The sequence below is a fragment of the Microbispora sp. CSR-4 genome (assembly GCF_008033685.1).
Taxonomy (GTDB): Bacteria; Actinomycetota; Actinomycetes; order Streptosporangiales; family Streptosporangiaceae; genus Microbispora.
In genome coordinates, this window is the sequence record NZ_VJVX01000013.1 from 109,726 (window position 1) to 126,344 (window position 16,619).

Annotated in this window: 7 protein-coding genes; 4 read left to right on the forward strand and 3 right to left on the reverse strand. The window is 68.1% G+C overall.

Going from position 1 to position 16,619, the window contains the following annotated elements; all coding sequences use genetic code 11:
* Positions 1-461: 461 nt before the first annotated feature.
* Both FLV34_RS12980 and FLV34_RS12985 read left to right on the forward strand, forming a co-directional pair.
* Positions 462-836, forward strand: coding sequence for a hypothetical protein (locus FLV34_RS12980; RefSeq protein WP_142647643.1), 375 nt, complete (start codon positions 462-464; stop codon positions 834-836).
* 294 nt (positions 837-1,130) lie between these two features.
* On the forward strand, positions 1,131-1,478 hold the full coding sequence (locus FLV34_RS12985; protein WP_142647645.1) for a type II toxin-antitoxin system PemK/MazF family toxin: 348 nt from the start codon (positions 1,131-1,133) through the stop codon (positions 1,476-1,478).
* Positions 1,479-2,125: 647 nt separating this feature from the next.
* Here FLV34_RS12985 and FLV34_RS12990 read toward each other — a convergent pair.
* Positions 2,126-6,268, reverse strand: coding sequence for a DNA methyltransferase (locus FLV34_RS12990; protein WP_187280621.1), 4,143 nt, complete (start codon positions 6,266-6,268; stop codon positions 2,126-2,128).
* A 14-nt stretch (positions 6,269-6,282) separates the two neighbouring features.
* Positions 6,283-9,420, reverse strand: coding sequence for a DISARM system SNF2-like helicase DrmD (gene drmD / locus FLV34_RS12995; protein WP_147943197.1), 3,138 nt, complete (start codon positions 9,418-9,420; stop codon positions 6,283-6,285).
* Between the two features lie 1,509 nt (positions 9,421-10,929).
* Between drmD and FLV34_RS13000 the strand changes: the two genes are divergently transcribed.
* Both FLV34_RS13000 and FLV34_RS13005 read left to right on the forward strand, forming a co-directional pair.
* Entirely contained in the window at positions 10,930-11,196 is a 267-nt protein-coding gene (locus FLV34_RS13000; protein ID WP_147943198.1) for a hypothetical protein, read from the forward strand.
* A 260-nt stretch (positions 11,197-11,456) separates the two neighbouring features.
* On the forward strand, positions 11,457-14,729 hold the full coding sequence (locus tag FLV34_RS13005) for an AAA domain-containing protein (RefSeq protein ID WP_222709487.1): 3,273 nt from the start codon (positions 11,457-11,459) through the stop codon (positions 14,727-14,729).
* Positions 14,730-14,744: 15 nt separating this feature from the next.
* Here FLV34_RS13005 and FLV34_RS13010 read toward each other — a convergent pair whose 3' ends face one another.
* Entirely contained in the window at positions 14,745-16,598 is a 1,854-nt protein-coding gene (locus FLV34_RS13010; protein WP_187280622.1) for an N-6 DNA methylase, read from the reverse strand.
* Between the last annotated feature and the right edge of the window lie 21 nt (positions 16,599-16,619).

Below are 16,619 nucleotides of genomic sequence, written 5' to 3' on the forward strand. Positions count from 1 at the left end.
CCGGCAACGTAAGCCAGCGATCACTCCGCGTACGGCGAGTTTTGCAGGACAAGTCGAGACCGTGAGTAGGCAATCCGTTACTCTTCGACTCGTGTCCCCCACACAAGCCGCGACCCACAACGCGTTCGAGGTGCCGGTGAATGAGGCCGACGGTCATCTCCCTGACGTCATTGCCGCTGCCATTCAAGGCATGCGATCGCTTACCTCACCAACCAGGGTCACCGTGTCGCCGCCATCGTCCCGGCAGACCGAGCCTCATACTGGACAACTTCGCGGAGATCGAGAGCCGGCAGACGGAGTTCTGGCTACAGCGGCTCCGCTGTACTGGATTATCCCGACGGGCAGGTTGACGTGCCCGTGCCGCAGCAGTGAACCGAACCGCCACCTCGATCGTCCAACCCTTAGCTGTACGCGGGGGGCGCTTTATAGCAGGGACACATCACTGGTGTCAGACTGAGGGCGTGCCAGAGGAGAACCCCGTCGTGGAGAACTTCGCCATCGTAGTCGACTGGAGCGACGCTGCAGGCGTGCCGATCACGCACGTGAACCAGTTCGTCGCGCAGCCAGGTCCGCCGACACTGGAGGGTGGCCCTGACGGCATCTACCTCCTACTCGGTAGCATCCCTCCACCTCTCATCCCGAGGGACACTGAGGGGCAACGGCGAGCGATCGAGACCTTGAAGGCGACAGGCCTCAAAGTAGATATTCATGGCCGTTTTCATATGAGCAGAGCTCGACTGGAGGAACTCATTCAGGTGCTGCAGACAACTGCGGATACCTACGACGCTGCAGTCGAGCGTATGGCCCAGGATCGATCTGAAACTGAGGAGGGCTAACTCCATGACCACCCCCCTAACATCGACCTTCATCTCAGCAGGAACTAAGAGCGAGTTCAAATACGAAAACCCCATTGCTCGCCCTCAACCCCGGCCACACAGGCGGATAATCACTGCCAGGCGGCGATCCCCGGACATCATCGAAGGGCCTTGGTCAACAGTCGCAAGTAACGCGCCGCTGGCAGTCGATATGTCCTATGAGGATGACGGCACCGACGAGCACGTGAGGGCGTACGTGTCACGGCTATGGACTGAGGATTGGGACAATCCCGAGGACGCCCTGTACGACAACCTATGACTCCCGGAGAAGTAAGGCTGGTGTGGTTCCCCTTCAGCCACTCAGAAGCCCAGCCATATAAGAAACGACCTGTCCTGATTCTTGCAGCCACCGGCGCAGGGCCGACCCGAACGATTCTCGCCGCCATGGTGTCATCCAGTGCCAAACGTGCCGCGATGATGGGACCATACGACGTGCCGATCACCGACTGGCAAACTATCGGCTTAGTGGCGCCGTCATTTGTTCGGGCGAATCGTATCTGGACCGCCGAAGACCGAGACTTCGACAACCGTCTCTTCGGCACGGTGAAGGACGACGTCCTTCAGCAGGTTCGCCACCATGTCATGAGCCTCCTCACCATGTGAACGGCTTTCTAATGTCATCACTGACATCGCCGCCAGAGCCGAGATGGAGATGGGACGGTACGTTAAAGACACCCTGTTGCTTGGCAAGCATCTAATTGAGCGTGTGCCGCAACTGATGTCACACAACGCGAAGCCTGGGTCCCCGTCAATTCCAGCGGTAAGCCCGGGCTCACTACATCTCCTCTCGCAGGAGTCGGCATCAGGGAGAGTACTTCCTGCTGTAAGTGAAACCGCGTGACTCCCGACACGCAGTAGGCCGAGAGGGGCGGCCTCGGGCCGCTTCAGCGGGCTTACATGTGTTCGGTGCCCATGCAGCCGGGGCATGGAGTCCAGCCGTCGGCTCGGGCTTCCGCTTCGGACATTTGTAGGACGTTATGCAGGCGGTTGCCCTGGCTTTCGCTGCCGAGCCGGCCCGCGAGCCACATGGGGCATTCCTCGCTCGCGTGGTAACGGTCGCTACCCCTCGTGGTGATCACCTGGGGAAGGTTTGGCACGCCTCGCTCCTCTCCGGAGTCCGGCGAGCAGGGGGACGTCTCCCTGCTCGCCGACGCTGCTGGTCAGGCAATCGCTCTGGGCTCAGCAAACGGGCTGAAGTGCATCGGCTGTCAGTCGAACTATGACCGCTCCCGAGGCGAGCCGCTACCGGTTCAGAACAGGCCGGGCGGGGCGGCTTCGGCGTCCTTGGAGGCGCGGGCGGGCTTGGCCGGCTTGGGCTTGGCGGGCTTCTTCTTGTCGTGCAGGCCCTTGGCGACCTCCTCGGCGTAGCGGGCGTGGTTGAGTTCGAGAAGACGGTCCACAAACTCGCGCTGTGCGTAGGGGCCGACCGTGTAGCGGGTTTCCCGGCCCCCCACCGCGTGGAAGCCGTGGTCGAGCTTGTCGAGCATGTCGTCCCAGCCATAGGCCCGGCAGACCGCCGCGTCGATGTTTCGGTGAATGCGGCGCAGTTCGACGATGTCCTCGTCCTGGCAGGCCTGATCGTTGACCAGGTTGTAGGTCGCGGTGAGGCCGGCTTGGCGAGCGAGCATAAGCTCCCGCCGGTACGTGTCGAGCCGATCCCCCAGCTCCCGCATCTCCTGCGTAAGTTCGGGCAGCGGCAGCGTTTCAAAACAGTCCGAAGGAATGTAACGCTGATCCGCCTTCATTTTTGCCGCATACTTGACAACCCACCAATAGTGCGGGGCGCTTGATAGCAGCGTCAGCAGGGCCGAATCGCCAGATGCGAAGACCACGAGCATATGCGAGAAGACTTGCCCAGTCGGCACAAGAACTGGCATCACAGTCTTGCTCGTCTGCGCAATCACAATGACTCGCTTGAGCCCTGCGATAGCTGCATATAACTCTGGCCGCGCTCTTTCAAACAGCCACCAGCGATCTCGCGCAGTCTTGCTATATTTATTTGCGGCCCGCTCGGGCTTAACTAGCCGTAGTACCTGGTCGTACGGCTCGGTATAAGATCTTGCTTTTTCCTCTGACCAGTCATGGAAGTTGATGACCCAGCGACTCCCGGAACAGTCCGGTCGGGAGTTGAGGTCCTGGCCATTCAAGTAGGGGAAGAGCACGTCCTTATTACGCGGATCGCGTCCGATCATGCTCTTCGCAGCGTCCGGCTCCATGGTGAAACCCAGGCCGAGCACGTAGGACCCAATAAACGAGAGATTGGCACTGCCGGACAACCGATACGGATTCCCCGATACGCGGGACTCAGGGTCGAGCGACGGCGTGATGGCTGCAACTGCAACGCCGTCCGCCACTCGCTGAACCTGATCACTAATGGCAGCACGAGTGGTCCAGATAGCGCAGTACTCCAAGACGGCGGACTTGGAGGGCCAGGGCTTGCTCTTGATGGCCTGGCGAATGGTTATGCCCTCGGCTACAAGCTGATCGAGACCGACCTCCCGGGTGTCACCCTGAGCAAGGGTGTTCGTGGCAATCAAACCCGTCTGGCCGTGCTCGTTCAGGATGTCGTGTGCGCGGAGCACGAAGTAAGCCACAAGGTCAGCGCTGCCGCGCGCGCCACGGCCAATGGCGCTCACTATGTACTCGCGGTAGGCGACCCCCAAGGAGCCCGTGAGCTTCTGCCCCCCAAAGAATGGCGGGTTGCCGATGATGGCGTCGAAGCCTGGACCGGCCGAGGCCGAGGGGGTCGAATCGCCGCCGGGCTCAGCCGAGTGGCCCGCAGATTTCTCTTCGAAGACCTCGGGGAACACCAGCGGCCAATGCACCGGCCGACGATCGAAGGTGCCGGGGACCTGGTCGGTGGCGAGCCACTCCTTCCGCGCCTCTTCGGCCGCCGGCCAACTGCCGGGCTCGCCGCGAACGACCGCGCTGGCGAGATGCGCCGCCTGCAGCGAGGCTCTGTCGAAGCCGCGGAGCTTGCCGATCTCCGGCTCCACCTCACGATCACTGATCTTGCCCTGCTCCACGGCGTACTTCAGCGATGCCCCGACCAGCAGGTCGGCGAAGAGCCGGTGCTGGCGGGGCTCGCTGTCGATCTCGAACAGGATGCTGCGCTTCTTGTTCAGCGCGTCGATCCCGTTCTCCTCCACAGAGATGTCGACGAGGCGCCGCCGCTTGTCGGCGGTGCCGCGCACCATGCGCTGCACGTCCGCCGTGAAGTCGAGCGCCGAGTCCCTGAACAGCTTGCGCCCGCGCGACGGCACGAGGTGCATGTATTCAAGCTGCTCCAGCGACGTGATGCCGAGCAACGCGTCGCCGACCACGAGACGGTCGTCCACGAAGGTGAACGGCCGGGAGGAGTCCATAGACACCAGCCACAGCGACAGCTTGGCCATCTCGACGGCCATGGGGTTGATGTCCACGCCATAGAGGCAGTGCTCGATGACCTGCCGGCGGGCCTCGATGACGACGGGGTCCGCGTCGGCATCGGCCGTACGGTCCTCGGCGGTCTCCAGGTAGGCGGCGGCCTCCTCGCGGCCTTCCTGCGACCACGCCTCGACCAGCCGGTCCCCCAGGTAGCGTGCGGCGGCCACGAGGAACGCCGCCGAGCCCATGGCGATGTCGGCGATCTTCAGGCCGCGGTGGCCGTCCCCGCCCACGATCTCGGCCGAGCTGCGCAGCTTCCACTGTGAGCGGTCGGCCGTCTGCAGCGGTCCCGGCGAGTAGACCAGCGGCTCCAGCGCGTTCTTGACCACGTCTTCGGCCAGGAACTTCGGCGTGTAGTGGGTGCCGGTGTTCTTGCGCAGGGCCGACTCGGTGACGTACAGCGCGCCGGGCAAGATGACCACGGGCAGGCCGCGCAGGTCGTCGCGCAGCAGCCCGGCGAACGGCAGCAGCCGCCGCGCGAGGTCGGCGTCGCCGCCGGTGACGGCGAGCAGCCTGCGGGTGGCCTCCAGCGCGCCGGCCTCGTCGAGCGGCGCGAGCCGCTTACGCAGCGCGGCCACGCTGCCGATGCCCGAGTCCTTGTACTTCTCCGCCAGCTTCTCGGCGAGGTCACCGGAAGCGTTTCGGGCCAGCGCCTCCAGGTCGTGGAGCTCGACCTCCTCTTCCCGGCCGGGCTTGCCGACCAGGCCGACGACCACATCGGCGGCGCGGAAGCCGTCGAAGGACAGCAGTCCCTCGTACACGTAGCCGATCTGCTCGACGTCGAGCATGCGGAAGCTGAGCGTGCGGCGCTCGCGGTTCTTGCCGCTGCCGACCTCGACGTACTGCACGGCGCGCAGCATGTGCATGACCGTGCGGTCGTCGATCGTGAGCGGCATCCAGGCGTACGCGTCGGGGTCGAACAGCGATCCGTCGTGGGCGTGCATGGTCAGGCGCGGGTGCTCGACCCCGCTGTGTACGGCGCGGAACAGCGCGAGCAGGCGGTGCCAGGCGGCGTGGCTGTTCTCCAGCTCCTCCTCGCTGCCCTCGATGGCGCGCTGCTCCAGCTCGGCGCAGAGGCGCCCGGCCGAGTACGCCGTGGCGTACACCTTGTTGTCGGACGGCAGCAGGCCGCGCTCCTCGGCGAACAGCAGGAAGACGACGCGCATCATGACCGAGACCGAGCCGCGGTAGACCTCGTGCGCGGTGACGTCGTCGGGCACGCCGGCCCGGCCGATGGCGGCGACGAGCAACTCCACGGCCTGGCGCACCTGCACGCCGAGGGCCTCGGTGATGTCCTCCTGGCTGTCGAGGCTGGCCTTGAGCAGCGCCGGCAACCGCTGGGAGTCGGGGAACGAGAAGAACCGGTCGAAGCCCAGCAGCGACACGAACGCGCGCAGCACGTCGCGCTCGGCCGCCTCCGGCCACGGGATCGCGTCGAAGGTCGCCGTCGTCGTCACGCCGCCGCGCGGCGCCCACACCAGCGTCCACCAGCGGCCGTCGGTGACCAGGCCAAGCTCCACGCCGTGATGGCGGCAGAGCTGCGCCATCCGGTCGGCGGGGGTGGCTGCCCACTTGGCGTGCTTCATGCGGGCCGTCGGATGCCCGCTGGTGATCATGCCGAGCAGCCGTACGGTGTCGGGCTTGGGCTGGTGGCCCGGCACGGCAAGCGCGAACGACGGCGTGATCGTGGTCTCGTGCTCGGGGACGTCCAGCGCCAGGTGATCCAGCCCGCCAATGTGGACGGCATCGTCCCAGCGCAGCAGGCCGCGCAGGACGTGCTCGATCCAGTCGCGGCGGTCGCCGCCCTGCTGCCAGGCGGTGTGGGCGAGGCGGAGCCTGTCGCGCCGCTGCTTGTCGACCGCGTCGAGGGCCGGCCAGGTGGCGCGCAGCACGGGGAGGCTGAGGAACGGACCGCTCACCTCGACCAGCGCGAGCCACCCCTGGTGGTCGACGTCCTTGCTGACCATGCTCCTGAATCTGCTCATCGGACTGCCTCCCGCCTCGGCACGACGAAGACCACAGCCACTGGGAACCGATGCGGCCTGGGGTCGCGGTAGCGCGCCGCGATCTCCGCCAGCTCCCGGTCACGCTCACGGCCGAGCCCGGCCAGGCGTTCCTCCCAGGATCTGCGATCTCTGCGGTATTGGTCCCGCTCCTCCTTGGACACCGCCTCGTGGCGGCTGAACAGCGCGTCGCCGTCCTGGTCGCCCTCGGCGAGCTTGGCCCGCAGGGTGGCCTCGAACCGCTTCAGGTTGGCCTTGACGCGCTCCTGCTCGGCCTCCATCCGCTGGGCGAGCTTGCGTTCGAGCTGGCCGCGCTTCTGCTCGGTGCGCCAGTCGATCGACTGCAGCAGCGGCCCGGCCACCCGCGGCCACGCCTCGGCCAGGCGGTGCCGTACGGGGGCAGAGGCCGGGGTTCCCTGCGTGAGCGCACGGTCGAGGATGCCGCCGAGCACGGTCAGGTTCTCCAGGCGGCGGAACCGGCCGCTGTCGGACGGCACCCAGCCGCCCGCATACAGGACCTCCTCGTGCAGCCGCACACCGTCACCACCGACCAGCACGAACCGGGAGAACGCCCCGGCCAGGGTGGTCTCCAGGGCGGGGTCGTCACTGACGACGGCCGTGACGCGATGCAGGCCGATCTCGGCGTTGGAGACGGCGGCGCGCAGCAGCCGGGTGGACATGGCGACCAGCGGGTGCCCCAGGTGGGCGAGCACGACGTCGTCGCGCACCCGGCCCTCGGGGTCGAGCGTGGCCTCGGGGTCGAACGTCACCGGCCTCTGGCGCGGTGTCTCGTCCTTGCGCGTCGTCTTGGCCAGCAGCCCGGCGCCCGCACGTTCCCATGAACCGGTCAGCGGCGGCACATCGAACAGGCCCTCGGTGAGGTGCTTCTCGTCGAGATGCGGTGTGAGCGGCTGCTGCCGGGCCAGCGACAGAGCGGTGTCGACGACCCGCTTGACGTTCGCCGGGGTGAGGCCCAGCTCGGCGACGGTCTCGTCCAGGTTGGCGCGGAGCTTGCGCACCTGGTCGCGGACGTTCGTCTCGGCCGGGACCGCGCTCGCCGGATCACCGGCCTGCTCGACGTCGTAGTCGGCGATGTCGCCGAGCATGCGCCGCTGCACGGCTCGCGCGAGCACCGCGTTGACCGAGCCAAGGTCCTCTTCCATCTGCGCGACCTTGTTGGCCACCCGCGACAGGAACTCCAGGTCGGCCTCGTAGGAGTCGACGGCCGTGTCCCAGCCGGTGCCGACGAAGTGGCGGATGTCGGGCGTGCGCTTCTGGCCCCAGCGGTCGACGCGGCCTATCCGCTGCTCCAGCTTGTTCGGGTTGAACGGGATGTCGTAGTTCACCAGCCGGTGGCAGTGGTTCTGCAGGTCGATGCCCTCACTGGCGGCGTCGGTGGCGACCAGGATGCGTACGGGATGCTCGCTCGGGTCCTTCTGGAACGCGACCCGGAGCTGCTCGCGCTCGTCGGCCGACATGCCGCCGTGCAGCACGGCGAGGTGCTCGTCGCCGAGGTCCTCCTGCCGCAGGAGGTCGACCAGCCACTTCTGGGTGTCGCGATATTCGGTGAAGACCACGACCCGCTCGTTCGACCAGTGCTCGTCGGGGCGGCAGACGGCCCGCAGGTAGTTGATGAGCTCGCGCGCCTTGGTGTCGGGCGACGACTCGTAGTCGCGGGCCCAGGCGCGCATGCGCTGGAGCAGCTCGATCTCCTCGTCGCCTGCGACGCCCTGCAGCGGCGCGGCCAGCGACAGCGCGTCGTCTTCGGCCTCGGCGAGCGGCTCGTCGTCGAGAGTGGCGGTCTCCTCCCAGAAGTCGTCCATCCACTCCTCGACGTCGGCGTCGTCGTCCTGCCTGACCTCGACGGGTTCGCGTACGCCGTCGAGATAGACGTCGAGGGTGTGGGCGAAGGCGGCGGGGCTGGAGAACAGGCGCTTCTTGAGCAGCAGCGTCACGAGGTCGGCGGCCTTGCGGCCCTTGACGTTCTTGTTGAGCCTGGCCCGGCGCACCTGCGCGAACCGCTTGAGCAGGTCGTGCACCTGGCGTTCGTCGGGCGGGTAGAGGACCGGGATCGCGCTCGCCTCCCGGTCGACGAACCGCTTGGTGCCGTCGGCGTTGACGATGTGGCGCTTGAGCCGGCGGATGACCGTCTCCTTGACGGCGGCCTGGTCGGGGTCGACGCCGCGGGCGAACCGCTGGTCGTCGAGGATCTCCAGCAGCGCGGTGAACGACGCCTGATAGCCGTTGTGCGGGGTCGCCGACAGGAACAACCGGTGGGTGAAGTGCGGGGCCAGGCGGCGGATGAGCTTGGTCTGCTGGGAGTCCACCGCGTACACCTGCTTGGGCGCGGCGGGCGCAACGTGGTGGGCCTCGTCGAGGATGAGCAGGTCGAAGCGGCGCTCCATCGCGCCGGGGTCGAGCACCTCGTCGAGCAGCCGCTGCGCCTTCTGGCCGCGCAGCCAGGGCAGGCTCACGATGCTCAGCGGATAGACCGTGAACGGGTTGGCCGCGCTGCCGTGCGTACGGCGGACCTGCGCGCAGCGCTCGGTGTCGATGATCGTGAAGTCGAGGCCGAACTTCTCGGCCATCTCGTCCTTCCACTTGAGCGTGAGGCCGGCCGGGCACACGATCATCACGGTCCGGGCGCGGTGGCGCAGCAGCAGCTCCTGGGCGACGAGCCCAGCCTCGATGGTCTTGCCGAGGCCCACGTCGTCGGCGAGCAGCAGGTTGACGCGGGGCGCGTCGAGGGCGCGGGAGACCGGTTCGAGCTGGTAGTCCTCGATGGCCACTCCGGACCGGTACGGCGCCTGCAGCGTCTTGACGTCGGCGCTGGTGACGGCCGACCAGCGGATGGCGTCGAGGAACGCGGCCAGGCGTTCGGGCGAGTCGAATCCGTCGGGAGTCACGTCGGGCAGCGAGCCGCTGGGCAGCACGCGGCGGCCGGGCTCGATCTCCCAGACGACCTCCAGCGTGTCGCCATACCGTCCGTCCTCGACGCTCTGCAGGGTCACCAGCGTGCTGCTCTCGCCAGGCTCGACCTCCCCGACCACCCATCGCTGCCCGCGTATCGCGACCAGCTCGCCGATGGCCGGTCTTTCCGACGTCGCGCTCGTCACCCGTTCACCCCTCGCCGACGACCCTTGCCAGCTTGCGCCGTGCTCCGCTACACCAAGACACCGTAATGCGGCTTCTGCATCATGGCCCGAAGGATCGGTCCAAAGCCGACTGCGGGAAGATCCCGCCCGGAAGCACGCGCCGCAATCTACGCCAGATCATCAATACCTGTCTACACCAAGATAGGATTGTGTCTCGAATTCACAAGTGATCTACTAGTGGCCCCGAACATGCGCTAGACATGACAGCCCCCGACGCCGGCCGATGGGAGTCACATGGCGGATCGCCGGGAGCCGAAGCTCGGCACCGTGGTGCAGAAGGCGCTCGCGTCCGGTCCCGTGCCACGCGACGCGCTGCTGCAGGCGGTGCAGCAGGCGGGCCTGCGGCGCATCGATTTCGGCCTGCTCTGGGAGACCTGCGTCACCCACGGAATCGCCGACCTCGACGGCGAGCTGTGGGTGCCCCGGGGCCGGGCCGCACCGGTCGCCGAAGGACCCCGCGGCAGGAGCCCCCCGGCAGAACCTCTTCGAGGGACATGCGGCAGCGGTCGTGCGGCGTCCGGCGGAGGCGGCCGATCTTCCCGCCGTCGAGCCGGTCCCACCTGTCGGGCCGTCCCCTCAGGCTGGGCCGAGGTGGCCGCGGGAGCGGCCCGAGCACTGCGCGACGGATTGAAGACCGTGACGAACCGCCGGACGCAGAGCGACGTGCCCTTGTCCGGGGGCGACGAGGCGGGTGCGGCGGGCCGCCGCACGCTGATGCGGTTCGAGGCCCAGGGCGAGCTCGGCGTTGCCGAGGGAAGTCCGGCCACTCTGATCGTCAAGGAGCTCGCCATCGAGGTCGAGGTGGTCTCGGTCTTCGGCAACGTCGTCACCCTCTCATTGCCTCCGGGAGCTCCTACGGCGCGGGAGGCGACCCTGCGGCTGGACCTGTCGTGGCTGCTGACGGCCCAGAGCAAGCGACTGGACGAGCCGGCCCACGGCGGCCCCGGCTTCGACGCGGCCGCCGCGCTGGCCGTTGTGTCACCGGAGCGGGGCCGCGTCTCGACCGCACACGGAAGACTGCCTGTTGAAGAGCTGGACGGTCTCAACGCCGGGCAGCGCAACGCCGTGGAGCTTGCCCTCGCGCCGACGCTCACATGGTTGTGGGGCCCACCGGGCACCGGCAAGACCAGTCCTCGACGAGGCCAGCATGACCAGCGCGGCCCTCGCCATGCTCGTCGCCGGGGCCGGCCGCGGGCACACGGTGATCGCCGGGGACTTCCGCCAGCTGCCGCCGGTCACCGTCGCGGACACCCCGGCCGCACAGGAATGGCTGCGGCGCAGCCCTTTCGAGAAGGCGGGGATCACGAGCGCCGCGTCCGAGGGCCGGATGCCCGCCCGCCTGACCGCCCTCACCGAGCAATATCGGATGCGCGAGCACATCGGCCACATCGTCAGCACGGCCTTCTACCCCGAGAGCCCGCTCGTCACGGCCCCGAGCGTCGCGGGCAGACCAGTCCGAAGCCGAGTGCCATGGGCGAGCGCCCAACTGGCCCCGGCACCGGTGTCGTGCTGCGGACCGAGCACCACGCGTTCGCCGACGCCGTACGGCGCATGCAGCGGCGGCGCTCGGGATCGGCACCCGGGAGCGGCCGTCCCGGCGACGACTGCGGACGCTGCCGGCGCATGCTCGTCCGCTATGAGCAGGACCGCGCGGGGCAGCCGGACCTGCGCTACGAGTGCCCGGCGTGTGATCGAACGGCGCCGGGGAGCAACTCCAGGCGGCGACTGTGCTCATGAACGAGGTGGCAGCCACCCGCTGTCGCCGACCGCGAATTCTCCCGAATCACACATTCGCTCTATTGTGCGAGTTTCGAATCAAGGACCGTTCGCCAACAATAACGACGGACCGAATGCCATGCGAAACATCAGGACAAAATCCAGACGCCTCAGCGCATGATTTAGCATCGGCTGCCGGGCAAACGTCGCCGGATGGACAGGCGTTCGGCCACATGGGGGCGTCGTTGGCGTGGAGGGGCCGCTTGGGATGGCGTGATGAAGTGGTCACGGCACTGGACCAGTGGATCGCGTTGGAAGGAGGAGGCGGGCGAGCGCCACAATGGCGGCGGGCCGGCGCCGCGCGGGCCACCGCCGAGCCCGGAATCTTCGTGGTCGACATCCGGGGGTCGGACCTGAGCGCCGACCATCTGAACGAATTATGTCTGGCGGGCGCGGAACCGGGCAGCGTCAAGGCCGGCTTTCGGGCCATGGACGCGACGGTGGAAGGGCGTTTGCTGCGGATACGGGTGGCAGAGTTCGCCGCCCCGCCCGACCCGCACGTCTGGATCCTGCGGCACCCGCCGGACTTCCTGCTCACCGCGTTGCGCGACGGCATCGCCGGGCTCCCCGACGGCGGCCTCGCCAACCTGCTCGCCCGCGGCGAAATCGGCGGAACGCTGTCGGAGGCTCCGGCGCCCCCGGGGCTCTTGCCCGCCCAGCAACTGGCATACCGAGCCTGCCTCGGAGCGGGCGTCTGGCTGGTTTGGGGACCGCCGGGGACCGGGAAGACGCGGCTGCTGCAGGCCGCGATCGGCGACATGATAACGGCCGGCAAGCGGATCCTGCTGGTCTCCAGCACCAACATCGCCGTTGACAACGCCCTGAAGGGGGTGCTGGCACAGCAGCGTCATCGGCCGGGCGAGGTCGTCCGGGTGGGGCCGCCGCAGCTTCGAGAGGTCGCCGAAGATCCGGACGTCTGCCTGCCTCTGATGGTGCGCACGCGGCTGGCCGAGGTCGAAGAGCGACGCCGGGCCGTGGCGGAGCAGCTTCTGGAGATGCGTCGCGACGAAGACCGGTTGCGCCATCTCGATGCCCGGCTCACCGGCTTCGACGCCGCGGCATACGAAAAGGCGCGCATCCGGTTGCGTACGCCCGGCCTCGGCACCGAGTCCCTGGCGGAGGCTCTCACCGCATGCGAAAGGGCCGCGGAGAACGGCGCATGGGCTGTGGCGGACGCGCAGCGGCGATGCGAAGCCGCCGAGCGGGCGGCCATCAAAGCGCTCCCCGCACGACGCGAGTGGCAGCGGGTCGAGGAGAAACGCCGGGAAGTGGCGAAGGTCGAGGAGGCCGCCACACAGGCCGAGGCCCGCGCCCTGCTCGCGGAGCACGACTGCGCGCGGATCGAAGGCGAGATCAGCAAGCTGCGGCGCCCTTCGGGGAAGGTCAGATGGCGGGATCGGGGCAGGCTGGCGGAGCACGAGCGCGCGCTCGTGGGCGCGGTGTCCCTCCGAGATGAGCTGCGCTCCCACGCTGCGACGGCCCGCCGTACGGCGGAACGCTTCCGCGAGGACACCGAAGCGGCGCTCGCGCAGGTCGTCGCCCGCATCCCGTTCGGGCCTGACGAGATCACGCGCCGCGAGGACTCCGCGCGCCGGGCGGCCGCCGAGCTCAGCGTTCTGCAGACGACTCAAATGGCGACGCTGGAGCGCCTCGAAAGCCTACGGCAGGCCGAGGCGATGTCTCGGGCCGCGGAAGAGCTGGTGGCCGAGTGCGAGCGGCACGAATGGCCCACTCACCATGCGGAGGCCGAAACACTGCGCAGGAAGGCGTCTCGGGAAGCCGCTCGCCGCACCGAACTGGAAAAACGGCACTGCGAGCTGCAGGAGGAGTACGACCGGCTCGCCCGTGACGCCCAGGGAGAGATCATCAAAGCGGCGCGGCTGGTGGCCACGACGCTTGCCAGATTCCGCACCACCAAGGCCGTCCTCGCGGGCCCCTACGACGTCGTGCTGATCGACGAGGTCGGAGCCGCGACACTGCCGGAGGTCCTCCTGGCCACGGCCAAGGCCTCGGGTTCCGCCGTTCTGCTGGGCGACTTCATGCAGCTCGGCGCGGTGCTGCCGAATCCGATCAAAGACAGCGATCGGCCCGACATCCGGCGCTGGCTGGTCCCCGACGTCTACGAACACTGCCATGTCACCTCGCCGGAGGCCGCCGCGAAGCACCAGGGCTGCCTGGTCATGGACACCCAGCACCGCTTCGGTCCGCATGTCATGGACTTGGCCAACCGTCTCGCCTACGGCGGTGTCCTCAAGGCGGGCGCCGGACTGCGGCCCCGCACCGCCGACGATCCGGAGATCGTCTTCGTCGACACGGACGGCCTGCACGAGCTGGCCCAGGTCCACCGTACGGGCCGCAAGAGCGGCTGGTGGCCGGCGGGAATCCTGCTCTCCCGTGCCCTCATCGACCTTCATCAGGACGACGGCGAAACTGCGGGAATCGTCACCCCCTACGGCGTGCAGGCAGAGGCCACCCTGGAGGCGCTGCGCGACATCGAGCAAGCTGATCGGCAGCTGGTCGAGGTCGGCACGGCCCATCGCTTCCAGGGCCGGGAGTTCCCCATCGTCGTCTTCGACACGGTGGAAGGGCATCACGGAGGGGGCATGTGGATGGCCGACGCATCCGCACGCCCTGGCGCCGGGCGCTGGGAGCGCGAGGGGTTGCGGCTGTTCAACGTCGCCGTCACGCGCGTCAGGACCCGGCTTTACGTCATCGGAAGCGGCGAACGACTCTTTCATGCACGCGCCGGAACCGCACTCGGTCACCTCGCCGCCTTACACCAGGAGCGGAAGATCCGTCGGCTGGAGGCGACGAAGCTGATCTCACCACCCGCCGACGTCGCCGCCGACCTCGGTCCCTTCGGCGCCCGGCTGGCCGACGTCCTCGGACGCCACGTGGAGATCACCGCCGTCGACGACGAGCGCTCGTTCTATGAGACCTTCACCGCCCGCCTCGCCGAAGCACGCCACTCCGTCTGGCTGTGGTCCCCCTGGGTGGCCAGGCGGGTCAGGGCCATCCTCCCCGCGCTGAAGGAGGCGGTGGCCCGGGGCGTCCGCGTCACGGTCTTCGTCCGGGATCCCAGCGACTCCTTGCAGCAGAAGGAGAGATTCGCCGATTGCCTGGCAGAACTCCGCTCGATCGTCCCGGCTGTCATCGAGGTCAACGACATGCACCAGAAGATCGTCGTCATCGACGAGCGCCTCGTCATGCTGGGCAGCCTCAACGTGCTCTCCCAGCACCGGACACGGGAAGTGATGGTGACCATGCGCGGTGGCCACTTCGCCCGCAAGATCCTGCAGCACGAGCACGCGGAGGACTTCAGCCGGCCGCCTCGCTGCGGTCGCTGCCGGCAGCGGCAAATCGATCTGCGTCGCCGTAGCAACGGGAATTGGTATTGGCGCTGCTACAACAAAGCCTGCCAGGGAGGGCCAGGGAAAAAGGCGTGGACGGCCGACATCGTCTTTCGCGGCGGCCGCGCCGATCGCACCGTCTGAGATAGGACGAGATTCTCAGGCCGGAGGAGTGAGCTCGCCGGTGCCGAAGCCTTTGACGATGGCGGCGGCGGTGGCGCGGCCGGCGATGTCGAGGTTCCGGAGCTCGTCTTCGAACTCGAAGACCTTCCGGAAGGCCTCGCCGTACCGTCGCTGCTCCTCAATGGGCATGCGCGGCACCACCACGCGGCGCGGGTCGAATCGGCTGATGCTCGATTGGGAGCCGCTGCCCGGCCCGGCAGAGGTCGCCTTCAGGAAGCCCGCGAGGAAGTACCCGTCGATCCGTTGGGGGTCGGGCCGTAGGAGGGTCAGCCGCGGGCCGAGCACGATGCCCTTCTCCGTGACGACTCTCACCGCGAACTCGCCTGCTCTGGCGGCTACGACGACGTCACCCGGTTCTGTGACGATGCGATCGTCCGGCTGGGTGCGGGACTGTGGTGTGGTGCCGGAGAAAAGGTCCTGATCGGTGATGACGATGTCGCCCGATCCGGATATGTCGAACCGTCCCGAGCTGAACACCTTGATCGCCCCGGCCCGCTCCATCTCTGCGAGGTCGACCGAGGGCATCGTCTTGGCCGGAGCGGGAACGGCCTCGGGGACCATCGTGGTCAACCGCTCCAGACGTTTGAGCAACTGCTCGCGGACCGCCGGAAACTGCTGCGCCGGCGCCTGGTCTTCCACACTCACATGCCGGCCGGGGGTGAGGTCGACGTTCTCGTCCATCAACTCGATGACGGGGACGGCGCACACCGCTCCTGCTTGTTCCGCCCGTTGGCCGGGAGCGGAACGGAACTCCCGCCAGCGATCGGCGATCTCGCCGAAGGTCTCCGGCTCGGCCTCGGCCATGAGAACGTGGGACGGGACCGGGTCGCCCTCGGCCGGCTTGCGGAGGACCCACAGGTGCAGAGGTAGGCCCGTGCCCACGCCCATCCGCGACGGCAGGCCGATGACCGCCTGCAGCGTTCCCTGCCGGAGGAGGTTGCTCCTGATCCGCCGGCCTGACCGGCGGTTGGCGGCCACTGCGGGCATCAGCATGACGGCGATGCCGCCGGGTTTCAGGTGTGACAGGGCGTGTTGCGCCCATGCGAGCTCTGATTCGGCCTTGGGCGGCAGCCCGTACTCCCAGCGGGGGTCACTGGCCAGGTCGTCGTAGCCCCAGTTGCGCTCGTTGAACGGCGGGTGGCACAGCACGGCATCGACAGTGAGATCGGGCCAGGAGTCGCAGCGCAGGGAGTCACCGGTCCCCACCGATCCCTCGATCTGCGCCAGAGCCAGCCGTGTCCGGGCGAGGCGTGCGACGGTGTCGTCCGCCTCCTGACCGTACGCGTGGTCCAGATGGCGGATCGTGGTGAGGAGTGTCCCGAGACCGCACGCGGGGTCGAGGACGGATCGGACGTCCGGGCCGGCCAGCCTCGCCATGAACTGCGCGATCTCCGGCGGCGTCTCGAACAGGCGGCGGGAGTGGACGTCGGCGTAACGGTCGAGAAGGAACCGGGCCGCCTCGGCGCTCCCCTGCTCCTCGGCGAGCTCCTGCAGCAGCCGCCAGGCGGGAGCGGCGACGAGACGGCGTTCCCCCTGGCCCAGCAGGAGCTCGGTGGCCTCGGCGACCACCGCTCCCAGGTGCAGGTCGTCGGCGGCGTTCCTGATCTGCTGCCAGGCGCGTTCTCTGAGCGGCACCTCCTCGACCTTGCCCTGGTGGAGAAGCCACTCCTCAACGGCCTTGAGCGAGAAGGTGGGGCTGGTCGCGGTGCCGCCGACCGGTGCCGGGAAGTCCTCGTATCGCTTTCGCCAGTTGCTCACGGCCGCACGGCCGACGCCGACCATTCTGGCGATATCGGCCGCGGTGACGGTCGCCTCGTCCCCCGCCATCATCGGCCTCCTCATCGTCCCCGG

Excerpts from the sequence above, each read along its gene's own strand:
- FLV34_RS12985 (WP_142647645.1), top strand. The coding sequence starts at position 1,131 with ATGACTCCCGGAGAAGTAAGGCTGGTGTGGTTCCCCTTCAGCCACTCA.
- FLV34_RS12990 (WP_187280621.1), bottom strand. The coding sequence starts at position 6,268 with ATGGTCAGCAAGGACGTCGACCACCAGGGGTGGCTCGCGCTGGTCGAG.
- FLV34_RS13000 (WP_147943198.1), top strand. The coding sequence starts at position 10,930 with ATGGGCGAGCGCCCAACTGGCCCCGGCACCGGTGTCGTGCTGCGGACC.
- FLV34_RS13010 (WP_187280622.1), bottom strand. The coding sequence starts at position 16,598 with ATGATGGCGGGGGACGAGGCGACCGTCACCGCGGCCGATATCGCCAGA.